Annotated in this window: 14 protein-coding genes and 1 pseudogene; 3 read left to right on the forward strand and 12 right to left on the reverse strand. The window is 44.9% G+C overall.

From position 1 onward, the window contains the following. Positions 1-109: 109 nt before the first annotated feature. The 12 genes and pseudogenes from Q0307_RS00870 to Q0307_RS00925 all read right to left on the reverse strand — a co-directional run bounded on the left by Q0307_RS00870 (position 110) and on the right by Q0307_RS00925 (position 12,892). A pseudogene (locus Q0307_RS00870) lies at positions 110-797 on the reverse strand (IS1 family transposase). Positions 798-1,038: 241 nt separating this feature from the next. Continuing rightward, on the reverse strand, positions 1,039-1,695 hold the full coding sequence (locus Q0307_RS00875; RefSeq protein WP_298655078.1) for a hypothetical protein: 657 nt from the start codon (positions 1,693-1,695) through the stop codon (positions 1,039-1,041). Positions 1,696-1,726: 31 nt separating this feature from the next. Then, positions 1,727-2,908 carry a hypothetical protein gene (locus tag Q0307_RS00880; RefSeq protein ID WP_298655080.1) on the reverse strand — a complete coding sequence of 394 codons (1,182 nt, stop codon included), beginning with the start codon at positions 2,906-2,908 and terminating at the stop codon, positions 1,727-1,729. Next, complete coding sequence (locus Q0307_RS00885; RefSeq protein ID WP_298655083.1) at positions 2,908-3,876, reverse strand: MoxR family ATPase; 969 nt, start codon at positions 3,874-3,876, stop codon at positions 2,908-2,910. Before Q0307_RS00885 ends, Q0307_RS00880 begins: the two co-directional genes overlap by 1 nt. Beyond that, positions 3,876-4,733, reverse strand: coding sequence for a hypothetical protein (locus Q0307_RS00890; protein WP_298655087.1), 858 nt, complete (start codon positions 4,731-4,733; stop codon positions 3,876-3,878). Before Q0307_RS00890 ends, Q0307_RS00885 begins: the two co-directional genes overlap by 1 nt. Positions 4,734-5,207: 474 nt before the next feature. Then, positions 5,208-5,345, reverse strand: coding sequence for a hypothetical protein (locus tag Q0307_RS00895; RefSeq protein WP_298655090.1), 138 nt, complete (start codon positions 5,343-5,345; stop codon positions 5,208-5,210). Continuing rightward, entirely contained in the window at positions 5,345-5,659 is a 315-nt protein-coding gene (locus Q0307_RS00900; protein ID WP_298655093.1) for a trypco2 family protein, read from the reverse strand. The genes Q0307_RS00895 and Q0307_RS00900 overlap by 1 nt, the downstream gene beginning before the upstream one ends. Before the next feature lie 375 nt (positions 5,660-6,034). Then, on the reverse strand, positions 6,035-8,674 hold the full coding sequence (gene pepN, locus Q0307_RS00905; protein ID WP_298655096.1) for an aminopeptidase N: 2,640 nt from the start codon (positions 8,672-8,674) through the stop codon (positions 6,035-6,037). 9 nt (positions 8,675-8,683) lie between these two features. Then, complete coding sequence (locus Q0307_RS00910) at positions 8,684-9,550, reverse strand: DUF4743 domain-containing protein (protein WP_298655099.1); 867 nt, start codon at positions 9,548-9,550, stop codon at positions 8,684-8,686. 29 nt (positions 9,551-9,579) lie between these two features. Further along, complete coding sequence (locus Q0307_RS00915; RefSeq protein WP_298655102.1) at positions 9,580-9,975, reverse strand: hypothetical protein; 396 nt, start codon at positions 9,973-9,975, stop codon at positions 9,580-9,582. 84 nt (positions 9,976-10,059) lie between these two features. Next, a complete protein-coding gene (gene tadA / locus Q0307_RS00920) occupies positions 10,060-10,590 on the reverse strand; it encodes a tRNA adenosine(34) deaminase TadA (protein WP_298655105.1) in 531 nt (176 codons plus the stop codon). Between the two features lie 67 nt (positions 10,591-10,657). Further along, entirely contained in the window at positions 10,658-12,892 is a 2,235-nt protein-coding gene (locus Q0307_RS00925; protein ID WP_298655108.1) for an NADP-dependent isocitrate dehydrogenase, read from the reverse strand. 476 nt (positions 12,893-13,368) lie between these two features. Here Q0307_RS00925 and Q0307_RS00930 point away from each other — a divergent pair, with 476 nt between their 5' ends. The 3 genes from Q0307_RS00930 to Q0307_RS00940 all read left to right on the forward strand — a co-directional run bounded on the left by Q0307_RS00930 (position 13,369) and on the right by Q0307_RS00940 (position 15,411). Beyond that, a complete protein-coding gene (locus Q0307_RS00930; RefSeq protein ID WP_298655111.1) occupies positions 13,369-13,632 on the forward strand; it encodes a hypothetical protein in 264 nt (87 codons plus the stop codon). 254 nt (positions 13,633-13,886) lie between these two features. Continuing rightward, entirely contained in the window at positions 13,887-14,372 is a 486-nt protein-coding gene (nikR, locus tag Q0307_RS00935; protein WP_298655114.1) for a nickel-responsive transcriptional regulator NikR, read from the forward strand. A 145-nt stretch (positions 14,373-14,517) separates the two neighbouring features. Continuing rightward, on the forward strand, positions 14,518-15,411 hold the full coding sequence (locus tag Q0307_RS00940; protein ID WP_298655117.1) for an energy-coupling factor ABC transporter permease: 894 nt from the start codon (positions 14,518-14,520) through the stop codon (positions 15,409-15,411). The last annotated feature ends 114 nt before the right edge of the window (positions 15,412-15,525 follow it).

Here is a 15,525-nt window from a genome sequence, read left to right on the forward strand (position 1 = left end):
TAAGTTACTACCGCTTTAGTGGCTCTTCAACTCCTCTGGTGCATGACCAAAAAATTAAAACTACAAGTTTTTTCACTTCAAGCTCCTTAAAAATTCGGGTAATGTCTCATTAGATTTGAAAGTAGTACCGATTGATGAAGGTTCCAATGACTTTATCGTGTAACTCAACTGACTTAGAAAAGCACAGAGTTCGCCGCGCCAAGCGTTTGAGTCGGGTGCGCAAGGTTAGCTTTTCTCGCTCAATGCTTTGGGTATAACGTTTAGAGATTAAATGACGATCAGAAGGGAGTAACCGCTGATAAACTCCCCAGTGATCGGTACAGTACAGCCGAAAGGCCAGCCCCTTGAGTCGTTCTAACAGGAGCATTAACGTATCGTCCATGCGACGCCCTAAGGCATAAGCAAAGATACTTTTAAAGTGCGGTGACCACGTTCCGATTTCCTTCCCACAAACGACCACTGTTTATCGAGTTCACACACAAGCTCTAAGCCATGTTCCAAAGCAAGGGCTTCTAGCGGGAAGGGGGTCACCGACGCGGGGCTGAGCTTTTTAAATGGCGCACTACGGTCGTCGGACTGATCTTCAGCACTCGACCCGTATCACGTACCCCTGACCCCTTCAGCGCCATGTCAATGATCCGCTCCGCCACTCCAGGACGACTCCCTTCATAACGGTCGTTCTACTGAAAACAGGGATGACACCCTCGACAGCGATAACGCCCCTCTCCACTTGACGCCTTACCGTGTCAATACACCGCACTGGAACACTTCGGACATAACACCTCCATCGTTGCCATCATTCCGTTCTCTAGGGGCGGAATCTCATTAGACTCTACTCTATTCAACTTTTTGGATACATGACCGCTATTATATTCAAAAAAATAAACCTAGAACTTAACTACCTACTAACATAGAAAGATGCGATGACATCGTATACCTTTATAAAGCCCAAACTCATCCTGACCAAAGGGTGCTGAAAAATCCCAATAGCCATTTTTAAGCGACTCTGTAGCTGGTTGCCAAATTACTTCAAGTTCCTCACCTCGCCATAGCCACTAAACCTTTGGAATTACGCCAAATACGTGTTGCCCAAACGGACTTAATGATAGCCGTGAAGCTTAAGCGCTCGCGCCCAGTCTCTAGCTCAAAATCGTTTCCTTCTTCCAAGCCCCACAAAGCACGCTCTGTCTGTACCGCTAGGGTTTTATGAACCTCGCCTTGTTTCAGAGTAAGAAGAGAGGTTTCAAGGGTTAAAAAAGCCAGTAGTGAACCATGTAAACTGAGTGGATAATCTTTTGACCAACCTGCTAAAGGCCTTAACCAAAGTTCTTCACCTAATTGCACCAAGAAATATTCAGTTTTGGCTGTTGCTTGTTGTGCAATAGCTTGCACCACACGCGCATCAAAACCGGCCGGAATCGTTTGCCCGTGGCATAATTCTTCACGATAGGCTAAGCCATATAGCAGATGACTATGCTCCCCCTTTGCACCCAAGCGGCGCAAATGCCGCTTTGCAAATTGCCTCATACCTAAATGGTCTGCACGCCCTGAAAACTGACGGGTAAAGCGCGACAGGAAGGTTTGAGCTTGCTCTTGCTCAGGCAAAGCAAATCCTACCAGATCATGCAACATCAGCACTTCTTCCGCCCACACTGCTGGAAATTGGCTAATATGCTGCTGACGTAGTAGAGCCATCACTTGTTGCTGTAAATCTGCAGGCTCAGCTTTAAATAAAGCTTGATAAGCTGCGCGCTTGATCTGCTTTTAGGCTAATCGCCGTCAGACCAAAATTTATGGCTGCATGTTGATAAACCGCAGCCTCAACTCCACTATCTGCTTGATCGCTAGGCAAACACTGCAAAATGGCACGCAGTAATTCTGGCTCAATATGCACGGCTACTGAGATTAAGCCTAAAACACGTTCCACTTTAGCAGAATGCAGCGTTGAACTAGCTTGACTCGTTTGCGGTTTAAGCAGGCTATTCCGATTCCATAACACTTGCGTCAACCACTTACGAAACCGTAAATCTTGTTGCTCGGGTGAAATCGGACTTAATGCATATACTCGGCAGGTTGTTTGCTGCAAACTTTGTATAAAGCGCAGCCATTGTTGACGCACTACACTATCCTGTTCCATCAACTGCCCTAAATCACTCAACACGAATACCGTACTAGGGCTAGCGAAGTGCTGCCACGCTTGTGGTATCGAGTTCGCACTGAACCAATCTATATAACGAGTTGGTGGACAAGCTTCAATGACACGCAGCTCCAAACCTACCCGATCATATTTGCGTTTGATCAGTGCCGCTACCTCTGCCAAGTCATCCCAAAACGGACGCAGTCGCCGACTCGTATCCAGCAAAACATACAAACGTCCCGATACGACTTGGCGGGGCGCTTTGGGAAGCCGGTGTAAGGTTTGCAGATGAGCTAGTTTTTTTACCAAAACACCTAAATCTAAATACTGCCCCTGCGCTAAGTGCAGACTATTTTGCACAAACGGGACTAAGCGCGCCTCAGGCAAAATAGTTTGATGTGCAAGTGGCTCAGTCAGCTCCCAAGGCTGTAAATCAGCCTCTGTCAGCGGCTCAACACTTTGGAGAAACTTGGAGCGTTTAACTTCCTCCTCATTTTGATGAACCTCGCGCTCAGTTAGGGCATAAAAAATAGCAGACGGGCGTTGTTCAAGCTCTGACTCTAAGAACTGAGCTTGGGAGTTTGACTGTGACTCAACTAAGACTGGTTGAGACTCCTGAGGAAAAAAGCTAGGCTCAATAGCAGGCTTTTGGTGCAGCCAAGATAATTCGTAGCCTAATAACTCCGCTACCAAAACCTGCTCTTCCTTAGAAGAACTTGCCTTGAGGCAACGCAATAAATCAGCACGACTAACTTGCTGCTTAACTTGCATTAAACTGCCTTTTTCAGCACAAAATCTTGAATTTCGGCTAAGAGCTGCGCTTGATAAGCTTCACGCTGCTTACCTTTTAGTGCTTTATCAGTCATCTCATCGAGGGCGACTAATAAATCAATATACTCGGCGAGTCCGGCTTTGGCTAAGCCCTGTTTATCCGCTTGCTCTCGATCACGTTTTAATTGTTCAGCAGCTAATTGCTTGATAGGCAAACTGCATTGATTATTAGTGATATGTACCGACGCACGCTCGATTAGCCATTGCTCTAAATTACTTTCATCGACCTTTAAATGCAGCACTAGACAGCGGCGCACAAACGCGGCTGGTAATTCACGCTCATCATTGGTGGTAATAATGACCAAAGGTGCAGGGGTATTAGCTTGTTGACCCATTGTTTCACCCAATAATGGAACATCAAAACCACCATTCCCTAGTACTTCCAATAAGCTATTCGGCAAAGATGGCTCTGCTTTATCAATTTCATCAATCAATAGCACCATGCCATGTTCTAAGCTACCTTCTTGACAGGTTTGTGGGCGGTAAATTTTATGCCGACAGACATCATTATATTGGGTTGCCGCACTATTCCAACCAAACGTCCACCACAACACGCCTGGATTGATATAATGCTTGGGATTGAGCGCGTCGCCTTCTTTGCCTTCTTGTGCATCATTCAGGCGCGCTACCGGATCATAACGCCACAATAAATCCTGCCCTTCAGTTTGACTATTGATCACTTCTGCAAGAAATTGACGCTGTAGTTTGGCAGCAGCGGCTCGCGCTAGATAACTTTTACCTAAACCTGGCTCCCCTTTGACTAATAAAGGCCGTTGCGTTTTCAAGGCCATTTCCAAGGCAAACGCAGACTTTTTATCCAGTAGATAACGACTGCCTCGCCACGAGCCGCAGGGTTTAATGTCGATGATTTCGTTGGGAATAAAATGCTGTAGCTTTAAATCACTCATCAAGCTCCACTCTCTTCAAGACTGACAAATAAATCATCTATTATGGCGCTAAGTGCTATCTCCAACTCTGCTTCGGCAGCTCCATAATGCACAATAGGCAAATCAGGCAGCCAATCGCTTCCTGTGAGTACCGTACACATTTGCAAATCACTTAGTGGGTTTAATTTAAAATTTTCTTCATCAGCAGAGTTCAACTCAAACCTATAAAGTTGATTAGCTGAGCGATTCTGACGCTGTTTGATCACCCGGTTCAGCTTCCGAGCCTCAAGAGAATTAATAGCTTTAGGTCGTTTAATGGGAGTAGCTTTAAAAATTTCGGTATGTAAAATTTCAAAAGCTTCTTGTTTAAACCCCTCTACGCCCCAGCCAGTTTCTCTAACCAAGTTTGAAGCATCAATCGCACATTTACCCTTAAGTTCACCTAATTGCTCATCAAGCATAAACTCAGGCGTTGTATCATACAGCGACGCAGTATGTAGCTCAGCAGCCATACGAGTATAAACAGAGAGGCGGATATAAGCAGTTCTAGCTACTATGCTGTGAGAAGCCAATAAACTAACCAATAAACAAAATAAAGCTCTAATATCCTCAACGACTGATCGATTTGGTTTAGCTCTTGAAACCTCGCGGCTCACTGCTAAGAGTGTATCTAAAACGTCTAAAGGATTTTGCTCAAAAGCATCCATTAAGTTTTGGCAGCACTGTTTAGCGTCCTTCTCATACTCAAGACAACTTAGCTTTTTTCTGATGCCGACCAAGAAAATTTCGTCAAAAGACTGAGTAATAAGACCTTCAATTGCTTTTTTTTGCTCTAGTTTGAAGATTTGCCACTGCTCATCCTGAACTGTTAAACCCATCACCTCTCGAAATGTTGGATACTTATCAATTAAGTGAGGTAAGTAGACTGCCTTAAAATACTCATCTCTATTAGTAGGCGTGGAGCTAATCACCGCATAGAGTTTGTTGTCCTGTATGACAGGAGCACCGGATAAGCCAGCCCAATTGGATTTTTCAATAGCATCACTTTTTGAGCTTAAGCCGATATAAGCACTAGAAGAATTAGGATGATGAAACTCGCCAAAAGCTGAGACCAGCTCACGATCCCCATCCTCACACTTGCCTAAACGCGCAAAACCAAAGCTATCCCAGCGCCCAGCTAAATTAGGGCTAGTTCGTGCAATAGAACAAAAAGCCGACATCGGCAAGAGCAAAGGCGGCTGAAAACGCACAATAGCAATATCTACTTTTTCGCAACTTTCACCATCAAAGACAATAGATTCAACCTTAGCTTGATGCTTTAAATCATCGGCGAACCATTCTAATTCAATCTGCTAGGTATCCATCCAATGAGGAAAAACTACATGCCGTGCTGTAATGAGTAAATCGGGCGCAATCGGATAGCCTGTACCGATGCTATAGGTTCGCTCTTTCTTGAGAGGGCGAATTTTAGCAATTAGCTTGGAATGCATTATTCATCATCGGATAACATGAGATCCTCATGACTGCCATCTGACTTCTGCTTCTTAGGCGTTAAACTCAACTTAATTTTATGCGTCTGGGAGCGTTTATATTTACCTGTTCCTTTCACATCGATATCTAATACCCAGAACTTAATCTTGCCACTGCCTTCGGCTCCAAGCTCATAATCCACCATCGTTTGGAACTCAACCTCAATCGAATTAGTTTGAAAGCGAATATCTTGCCCTTTTCCAGCAATTTGGACGCTTTGCAACTCTTCGCGTAAGGCTTTAATCACCGCAGCCAACTCAAGTTTTTGGGTCATACAATATCTTGGGATTTAGGAGGAAATAGGCCTTATTTATAGAGCGTGGCTAAGCAATGTGCAAGTTTATTAACCTACAATAGGGTGAAAATCTATACGCCAATAAAGACTCGGATAGTTTTAAAAGCTAACAATTGCTCCTAAATTGGGGGAAGATTAAATCTCTCATCGACTCTATTTTTATTTTTGCTACTTAGCGTTTGCCACCCGCACGGCTTGTTTAAAAGCTCACCCAAAGTAAATGTTTTGCTAGCATCCGTATAAAGCTATAAAGCTCCAAATAAAACCTGTTTTGTGGTTGGGAAATTTTTCCCATTTATAATAAAAAGCCCTCCAGTGGAGGGTTTTCTACTTGCATGCTCTAACTAAACTTAACTAACTATTCGCCAAACTTTTACTAACAATTTCATACACATCTGCAGATAAACCGGGGTGAGCTTGAATCCGCTCTAGCTGTGCTTTCATTAAAGCACCGCGCCTTGCTTCATAATGCCGCCAATTCATCAAAGGCCGCACCATGCGCGACGCGACTTGTGGATTCCGCTCATTCAGCCATAACACTCGCTCTGCCAAGAATGCATAACCGCTGCCATTGGCAGCATGGAAATGCAGAGGATTACGCAGCGCAAAGCTACCGACTAGCGCACGCACCTTATTCGGATTACGCATATCAAAGAGCGGATGCTCCAAGAGCTGTTCAACTTGTTGCAAAGTATTTGGCAAACTTGAACTGGCTTGTAGGGCAAACCATTTATCCATCACCAGAGGATCCTGCTGCCAACGCTCAAGGAAATGCGCTAAAGCTGCTGCCCGCTCTGGGCAATCAATATCATTTAATACCCCTAAAGCTGCTAAGGCATCGGTCATATTATTCGCTTGATCATATTGTTCAGCACACAAAGCCGGAATTGCCGCATCTTCTAAATGTCCCAAATAAGCTAAACAGATATTTTTCAAACGCCGCTTACCCATGCTAGCCGCATCAATTTGATAAGCTCCCTGATCTTGGTAGGCTTGGAATACAGCTTCAAAATCCAAGCGCAAAGTTTTCGCTAAAGTGCTTAAAATAAAATCGCGCACTTGATGAATCGCCGCAGGATCAGCAGGGCGCACCAGCTCGGCAATATCCGCCTCTGATGGCAGGGTCAAGGTTTCAGCCCGTAATGCAGGATCTAAACTTTCATCCGTCAAGACCGCTTGCCAAGCACTGACAAACTCATGACTTAACCCCAGTGGATTGCCCTGTTTAAGCTCCGCTAATAAGTTTTGAATGACCCCCATCGCTAAACGCTGGCCTGCATCCCAACGATTGAAGGCATCGCTATCATGCTTCATTAAGAAAATTAGCTCCGCTTCCGTATAGGGATAATCTAAACGCACGGGGGCAGAAAAATTACGTAATAACGAAGGTACAGGCTGTTCAGTGACTTGGATAAACTTAAAACTTTGCTCAGCTTGTGTGAACTGCAAAGTCCCCGTGCAAGCTTGTCCCTCTAAATAGAGCGGTAAATCAGTACCCTCTTGGCCTAGTAAACCAATCTGCAGTGGAATAAGCTGAGCTTGTTTACTTTGATTTTCAGGTGTAGGTGGGCAAACTTGCACACAGTGTAGCGTACAAGTTTGCGCCACAGCATCATAAGTCATCGTCACTTTGACTTCAGGTGTACCGGCCTGATCATACCAACGCTGGAATTGTTGCAAATCAGCGCCATTCGCATCGGCCATTGCTGCTAAGAAGTCTTCTGTAGTAACCGCTTGACCGTCATGGCGTGCAAAGTACAAATCCATCCCTTTCCGGAAACCTTCACGGCCTAACAGGGTTTGGTAAAGACGCACCACTTCCGCACCTTTTTCATACACTGTCATGGTATAGAAGTTATTGATTTCCATATAGGACGCTGGTCGGATCGGATGCGCCATCGGGCTTGCATCTTCGGTGAACTGGAAGGTGCGTAACATGCGTACATCTTCAATCCGCTTCACGGCTCGCGAATGCAAATCCGCCGTGAACTCTTGATCACGGAATACAGTTAAGCCTTCTTTCAAGGACAATTGAAACCAATCCCGGCAAGTGACTCGATTCCCTGTCCAGTTATGGAAATATTCATGACCAATCACCGATTCAATATTGATATAGTCTTGATCGGTAGCAGTTTCGGGGCTGGCAAATACGAGTTTAGAATTAAAGACATTTAAGCCCTTATTCTCCATCGCGCCCATATTGAAATCATCAACTGCGACGATCATGTAAATATCAAGGTCATATTCCAAACCAAAGCGCTGCTCATCCCAACGCATTGCCCGCTTGAGCGACTGCAGCGCATGGTCGCACTTATTAATATTATGTAGTTCGGTATAAATACGCAGGCTTACTTTCCGCCCTGAACCCGTAGTATAGAAATCCTCAACATGCTCTAAACGACCCGCGACTAGCGCAAATAAATAAGCAGGTTTACGATAAGGATCAACCCACCGTGCCCAATGTTTACCTTCCGCTAGTTCACCACCAGCGACTAAATTACCATTAGATAAAAGCACTGGATATTTAGCTTTATCCGCAATAATATCGGTAGTGAATAAGCTCATCACATCAGGGCGATCCGGGTAATAAGTGATTTTACGAAAACCCTGTGCTTCACATTGCGTACAGAAATTACCACTCGACTGATATAAGCCCTCGAGCGCTGTATTTTTTTGCGGATAAATCCGAGTGGTAATTTCGAGATTACCCTGCTCTGGCATATCTAAAATTTGTAAGCCTTCAGCATTCAAACGATAATCTCGCCCTTCTTGCAGTGTACGTCCTTCTAATTGAATACTGATTAGCTCTAAATCTTCGCCGTATAACTCTAGACTATTCGTTGTGGTATTGCGTGCATCGCGCTGATACTGCGCTTTACTGGTAACTAAAGTGAACTCATCACCCAGTTCAAACTTTAATTTAAGCGTTTCGACTTGATAAGTCGGTGGCTTATAGTCGCTTAAATAAATGGTGGTGGGCTGCCCTTCTCTCATTTTGACTTCCTAATCACTAATAGGACTGATCTCAGTATATAAAGCCTGCTGAATAGCAGCATAATTGGGATCAGCTTGGGTTATAAATCCGCGCCTCAACAACAAGTCAATATTGACTAGATTGCAATTATCTTTAAATGCAGTAACTTGCGCGGTTAAAGCTGCTAACTCAGCTAGGGGGATTAATTGAAACTGTTCGACTTCACCATCGGTATTTTCTGGCTGAAAATCTGCGGGTAGCCACAGATCGTAAATAAATAAGCTCGAATTTTCTAAGCCACGGCTTAAACTTTGGCGATAATGTAAAGTACTAACCGCTTGTGCTTGCTTGGCTAAATAGGCTGGAATATTCGCTTCTTCTTGTGCTTCTTTCACTAGGTTATCGAGCAAGCTGAGGCCAACCGGTAAACCGCCTGCAACCATTTGATCCAGCTTGCCCGGCCAAAAAGGTTTGCGCGAAGTGCGAGTACCTATCCAAACATAAACGCCATCTGCTTTTTCTACTAAGCCATTGACATGAATACCAAAGCTTTTAATCCCTAAATAAGAAGCTGCTGCCCGCTCTACCTCCAATATGGCAGGTTGTTGATAACCTAAACACACGGGATAACGTTCATTCACCCAAGTATCAATTACACCTTGTTGGTGCAAGCTCCACATGACTTGATCAAGCACTTGCGTGCGTTGCTTAGGCGTTTGTAATCCAGAAGAGAGTGTAATTTCCCGCCCATATTGCTGAAAAACCTCAGGATACACTAGTAAATGAGCAGCAAAACTCTGACTAATCCAACCGTAAATACGGCCATCAACACGCCAAGCCCTATAATCTGCTAGCTGTGCGTTATTGCACAGACGGATACAATCGAGATAAGCCATGAATGCCGCTTATTAAAGGAATTATGCGTTCAAAGATAATGGTAGATGAGCACCAACGCAATGCCCAATGCACAAGCTAAGGTTGCTAGAGCGACTAATTTACTCAAGCGTGGAAGCAAGAAGCGTTTATTTTGATCGATGCTTTCATAAACTAAGCGCTCCTCGTAACCATGCGTTAAATTAAATGGACGAAAGTCAATCGTCACTAAATCGCCGCGCACTAGTGTAGTGAGGGCTTCCACTAAAGGGGTTTCACGTGAGTAAACTGGTTTAACCGTTTTTACCAAACCGCTCTCATCAAGCTCCGTAAGTCCCATCACTTTACGTGGAACGCGATTTTCATCAGTCACCAGCCAAGTAATTAAACCTTTCCTTGGAGCCACTTGAGTCGTTTTAGCTGCATGTACCAAAAAGGTCTTAATCATAAGCCCGATTACTCGCCATTAGTAAGTAACCTGTACAAACTATCATAAGTCTTTTTAATAACTAACTAAGGAACAGAGTAACGGCTAGATTTCAGAGTTAGTGGGTTCACTTAGATTAGGGATATTTAATTTAGCAGCCTTCTGGGCTAAGCGACGCTCTTTAAAAAAAGCTTGGATTTGCTCCACACAAAGCTGTTGCAACACCCCCCCTGTCAATTGCACTTGGTGATTATGGCGCTTATCTAACAACATATTAAACACGCTACCTGCGGCACCTGTTTTGAGATCGTAAGCACCAAATACCACTCGCCCCACCCGCGCATGCACTAAAGCCCCAGCACACATCACGCAAGGTTCTAAGGTCACATACAAAGTGGTATTAGGTAAACGATAATTGCCCGTTGCTAAGCCTGCCGCCCGCAAAGCCAGCATTTCAGCATGTGCCGTCGGATCGTGCTGGCTAATCGGCTGGTTCCAACCTTCACCGACCATCTTATTATCAAGCACGATAACTGCACCGACTGGAACTTCGCCTTGTTGATAGGCACGTTCGGCTAAGTGTAAAGCGTGTCGGAGCCAGTATTCGTCGGCAGGGATAGTTGGTGGGAAAGACATAAATTTACTTGCAGAAAAGTTGAAAACCTATAGCCCCACTACGCAGAGCTATAGGCATAAAGCACGATTAAGCGTTAACAGCTTCGATTGCTTGATTCAAAGTCGCACTTGGACGCATGACTGCACTGGTTTTGGCCGGATCAATATAATAATACCCCCCTAAGTCCACTGGTTTACCTTGTACACCATTCAACTCAGCCACAATTTTTTGCTCATTCTCAGATAAGGTTTTCGCTAGAGTAGAGAATTTCTCTGCTAATTCCGTATCTTCGCTTTGATTAGCTAACTCTTGCGCCCAATACATTGCTAAGTAGAAATGACTACCACGGTTATCAATATCTCCAACTTTCCGCGATGGGGATTTATTTGTTTCCAGTAATTTCTCAACAGCTCTATCTAAAGCATCGGCGACCAGTTGCGCTTTTTTATTGCCAGTCTTTTGAGCGATGTCTTCAATCGAAACGGTCAGCGCTAAGAATTCGCCTAAAGAATCCCAACGCAGATAGTTTTCAGAAACTAATTGCTGGACATGCTTTGGCGCAGAACCACCTGCACCGGTCTCAAATAAACCACCACCAGCCATTAGAGGTACGATGGAGAGCATTTTCGCACTAGTGCCTAACTCTAGAATCGGGAATAAGTCAGTGAGGTAATCGCGGAGAATATTGCCTGTCACTGCAATCGTATCAAAGCCACGGAAAGCGCGTTCCAAAGTGAAACGCATGGCGCGCAACTGCGACATGATGTGAATTTCAACACCATTCAAATCGTAATCTTCTAAATAACGATTAACCTTTTTAATCACTTCATTTTCATGCGGACGATAGGGGTCTAACCAGAAAACTGCGGGCGTATTCGACATGCGTGCGCGAGTAACGGCTAATTTGACCCAGTCGCGAATCGCAGCATCTTTCGCTTGGCACATCCGCCAAATATCACCCTCTTCCACAGTTTGTACCATCAAGACCTTGCCTTGATCATCTACAATCCGTGCTTCGCCTGCCTCAGTAATTTCAAAGGTTTTATCATGGGAGCCATACTCTTCCGCTTGCTGTGCCATTAAACCCACATTCGGCACGGTGCCCATCGTGCGTGGATCAAAAGCACCATTGGTTTTGCAGAAGTTAATCACTTCTTGGTAAATACGTGCGAAGGTACTTTCAGGTTGTAAGGCTTTGGTATCATGCATTTTGCCATCAGCACCCCACATCTTACCGCCATCACGAATCATCGCCGGCATGGAGGCATCGACGATAACATCATTCGGCGCATGCAAATTAGTAATGCCTTTGCCAGAATCAACCATCGCCAAACGTGGACGCTGAGCCTCACATTCTTTAATGCAAGCTAAGATTTCATCTTGTTGCGCTTGTGGCAGCGTTTTGATTTTCTCATGCACACTACTCATGCCATTATTGGGTTTCACGCCGATTTGCTTGAACAAATCGCCGTATTTCGCGAATAAGTCTTTGTAGAAAACCCTCACCGCATGGCCGAAAACAATCGGATGCGAAACTTTCATCATGGTCGCTTTGACATGCAGCGAGAATAAAATGTCAGTTTCTTTCGCATCTTGCAACTCTTGCTCATAAAAATCGCACAGTGCGCGTTTGCTCATGAACATGCTATCGATGATTTCACCTTGGAGAATATGTGTTTTCTCTTTCAACACAATCACTCGCCCATCCTTGGTCACCAAATCCATGGTTACGTCACATTCGCGATCCATGGTCATGGATTTTTCACCGTGATAGAAATCGCTATGGGTCATATGGGCAACATGCGTGCGGGATGCATGGCTCCACTTGCCCATTTTATGTGGATTATTACGTGCATAGCGCTTAACTGCAGCAGGTGCACGACGGTCTGAGTTACCTTCACGTAGTACCGGATTCACCGCACTGCCCGATACCTTGCTATAGCGTTTTACAAGCGCTTTTTCTTCGTCCGTTTGGGGGCTTTCTGGATATTCAGGCACCATGTAGCCTTTCGAGCGCAGTTCCTTAATGGCCGCAGTTAATTGTGGCAAGGACGCACTAATATTCGGTAGTTTAATAATATTAGCTTCAGGCTTTAGGGTCAGAGCACCTAAATCCGCTAAATTGTTCGGAACGCGCTGCTCCTCAGTCAAGAAATCGGGAAACTCTGCCAAAATCCGTGCTGCGACCGAAATATCGCTCGTCACCACGTCAATCCCCGCAGGCTTCGCGAACGCCTGAATAATCGGCAAAAAGGAATAAGTCGCCAATAGCGGGGCTTCATCAGTCAGGGTATAGATGATTTTTGGATTGTTGGTCGTCATGATTGTCCTTGGTGATAGCTCGTAAAATGAACGCAAGCCGCGCGACAGCTTGGTATAAAAAATCTCCTCACGCTTATTCTACTATATACAACAAGAGATACACAAAAGCGCAGCAAAAAGATTAGTGCTTGTACACGATGCACCAAAATAAAGCATCTAGTGCGGCTAGCTAAATCCTTCCGTGAAACACAAAGCGTTTTATGTAGATCTGTACGGATGTAGAAACGGCTGTCCTGCTCGTAATTGTCGCGCACAGAAGAACGGACGCTCCTCTGACTGCTGAACGCACCACCGCGCAACGCGCAAACGCCTCAATTACTGTTTACAAAGGAGTGTCTGTTCTATTCTTTCTTACCAACGGCTGGATACGGCAAAGCCAGCCGACTAACCAGCTCCCCCCTCAAAACCACAGGGCAACCTGTCACCCAACAAGCCCCTGACAACGCTCAATCTGTTCAGCTATCCGCTTCAACCAAATGGGTGAGCTATTACAGGAAATAAAAAATCTGACCCTAACGCATAATGCACAATTTGTGATAACTCCACAGGGTTTATTTATTCTGACCAAAAACGAAGTAAATAGCTTATGGTATTTACCGGACAGCTCCTCACATCCGCGCTTGTTAAAGCACTTTAAAGCTGGCCAGTTCGTGATGGCAGGTAACTTCCTGCAGGGGAATTTATACCTTGATGTGAGCATAGATCGGCAAACTTTATATAGATTAGTGATGGCAGCCTAACCGGTACAAAGCCATTGAAAACAGGGGTAAGAATTAATCCCTAATACCACCTGATAAAAATAAAAACAGCAACTATGCAAACCGCGATGTTTTTAACTAAGTACTGATTTATGAATATTTTTTCCAAAAAGCCAACTCTATTTTCACATACAGGGAGCAGTGATTAAAAAAATCCTGTCACAAACATCGAAAGTTAGATGCTTATTCTCCCATGCTATACTGCGCTTTTGCAGCGTTGATAGCGTGGGGATGGAATGGAACGTTTTACAGTTTCTTTGGATACGGATTTAGCCCAGCAATTTGCACAATTCATGACGCAACGCGGTTACACCAACCGCTCCGAAGCAGTGCGCGATTTAATGCGCGAACGTTTACAGCAGGAACAACTGCAACCCACATTGGATACAACAGCTTATTGCGTGGGGAATTTGACTTACGTTTATAACCACCATGAACGTGAATTAAGCAGCCGTGTTACCCAATCCCATCACGATCACCACGATTTAGTTGTCGCCATGCAGCATGTGCATTTAGATCACGATAATTGTTTAGAAACGGTGATTGTGAAAGGCAATGTATCGATGGTGCAAGCCTTCGCGGATAGTGTGATGAGTGCCTCCGGTGTGCGTCATGGCAAGTTGCACATTATTCCAGTGGAAACACAAACCACCTCACATGCGCATGGCTATGCACCTTACACACGACATTTTAGCCATACCCACTTTCGCCCAATTAACTGATTCATAAGGATTTTTAATAATTTTCGCTTGGCAAAACCCCGTGTGATATTTAGCATGACTTTGTGGGGTTATCTGATTACACTGTTGCCTAGTTCATACGAATTTTATTTTTTTCATACACAGTAACAGTGAAGGAGTAAAGATCATGCATATCCCGGATTCGATGTTACACGGGGCGATTTGCCCTGTAACGGCTGCGATCAGTGTGGCGGGTGTAGTGGCAGCGACATGGTTGGCGTTAAAAGCCGAATCGCGCCCTAGTGCTGCGCGGTTTGCAGCGATTGTCGCGTTGATTTTTGCCGGACAAATGATGAATTTCCCGATTAGTAACGGTACATCAGGGCATTTATTGGGTGGCGTGTTAGCTGCGACATTACTGGGAATGCCATTCGGCGTGTTGGCGGTTGCTTTAGTCGTGACTATTCAAAGCCTTGTATTTGCTGATGGTGGTGTTACGGTATTGGGCGCAAATGTATTGAACATGGCATTGCTGGGGGCAGGTGTGGGTGGTTGGTTACAACAACGTTTAAGCCCATTATTCGGAAAATACCTCGCAACAGCGGTGGCAGCATGGGGTTCTGTGGTGTTAGCAGCATTTGCAGCAAGTACAGAATTAGCCATTGCGGGGCAAATTAGCTTTGCGCAAGTATTGCCTGCTATGTTGGGTACACACGCTTGGATTGGCTTGGGAGAAGCATTAATTTCCGTCGCAGCGGTTGCGGTATTAGCCAATAGCTGGGTAGCGGAAGGCAGTAAAATGTCAGTAGCCGTACCTTTGAGCATTGCAGTGGTGGTGAGTTTCTTACTTAGCCCGTTCGCTTCTGGTTTCCCTGATGGTTTGGAATGGGTTGGTGAGCAATACCAATTTTTGCACGAATCTGCACCAACTTTCGTTGGCGCAATGCCGGATTACACCATTGCGGCGATCAGTAATGAAAGTTTATCCACAAGTTTAGCAGGTTTGGCGGGTGTCGCAATTATCTTTATCGTCGGTTTTGCTTTAGTGCGTGGTTTAGAAAGCACGGTGACTCGCCGTTAGTTCTGCTTATTTTTTGCCATAGATAGAAGCTATTTTTAGTTAAAGCTAAAGCAAGTATGGCTATCGATTTTGGGAGGCTTAAACTTTAAGCCTCTTAGATAATACTTTATCTTC

Origin of the sequence: uncultured Thiothrix sp., assembly GCF_937873765.1 — a bacterium.
Classification (GTDB): domain Bacteria; phylum Pseudomonadota; class Gammaproteobacteria; order Thiotrichales; family Thiotrichaceae; genus Thiolinea.

Coding starts and splice junctions, on each gene's coding strand:
- nikR (WP_298655114.1), top strand. CDS start 13,887: ATGGAACGTTTTACAGTTTCTTTGGATACGGATTTAGCCCAGCAATTT.
- Q0307_RS00910 (WP_298655099.1), bottom strand. CDS start 9,550: ATGGCTTATCTCGATTGTATCCGTCTGTGCAATAACGCACAGCTAGCA.
- Q0307_RS00940 (WP_298655117.1), top strand. CDS start 14,518: ATGCATATCCCGGATTCGATGTTACACGGGGCGATTTGCCCTGTAACG.
- Q0307_RS00915 (WP_298655102.1), bottom strand. CDS start 9,975: ATGATTAAGACCTTTTTGGTACATGCAGCTAAAACGACTCAAGTGGCT.
- Q0307_RS00900 (WP_298655093.1), bottom strand. CDS start 5,659: ATGACCCAAAAACTTGAGTTGGCTGCGGTGATTAAAGCCTTACGCGAA.
- Q0307_RS00930 (WP_298655111.1), top strand. CDS start 13,369: ATGGGTGAGCTATTACAGGAAATAAAAAATCTGACCCTAACGCATAAT.
- pepN (WP_298655096.1), bottom strand. CDS start 8,674: ATGAGAGAAGGGCAGCCCACCACCATTTATTTAAGCGACTATAAGCCA.
- Q0307_RS00885 (WP_298655083.1), bottom strand. CDS start 3,876: ATGAGTGATTTAAAGCTACAGCATTTTATTCCCAACGAAATCATCGAC.
- Q0307_RS00925 (WP_298655108.1), bottom strand. CDS start 12,892: ATGACGACCAACAATCCAAAAATCATCTATACCCTGACTGATGAAGCC.
- tadA (WP_298655105.1), bottom strand. CDS start 10,590: ATGTCTTTCCCACCAACTATCCCTGCCGACGAATACTGGCTCCGACAC.
- Q0307_RS00890 (WP_298655087.1), bottom strand. CDS start 4,733: ATGGGTTTAACAGTTCAGGATGAGCAGTGGCAAATCTTCAAACTAGAG.
- Q0307_RS00875 (WP_298655078.1), bottom strand. CDS start 1,695: ATGGCTCTACTACGTCAGCAGCATATTAGCCAATTTCCAGCAGTGTGG.
- Q0307_RS00880 (WP_298655080.1), bottom strand. CDS start 2,908: ATGCAAGTTAAGCAGCAAGTTAGTCGTGCTGATTTATTGCGTTGCCTC.
- Q0307_RS00895 (WP_298655090.1), bottom strand. CDS start 5,345: ATGCATTCCAAGCTAATTGCTAAAATTCGCCCTCTCAAGAAAGAGCGA.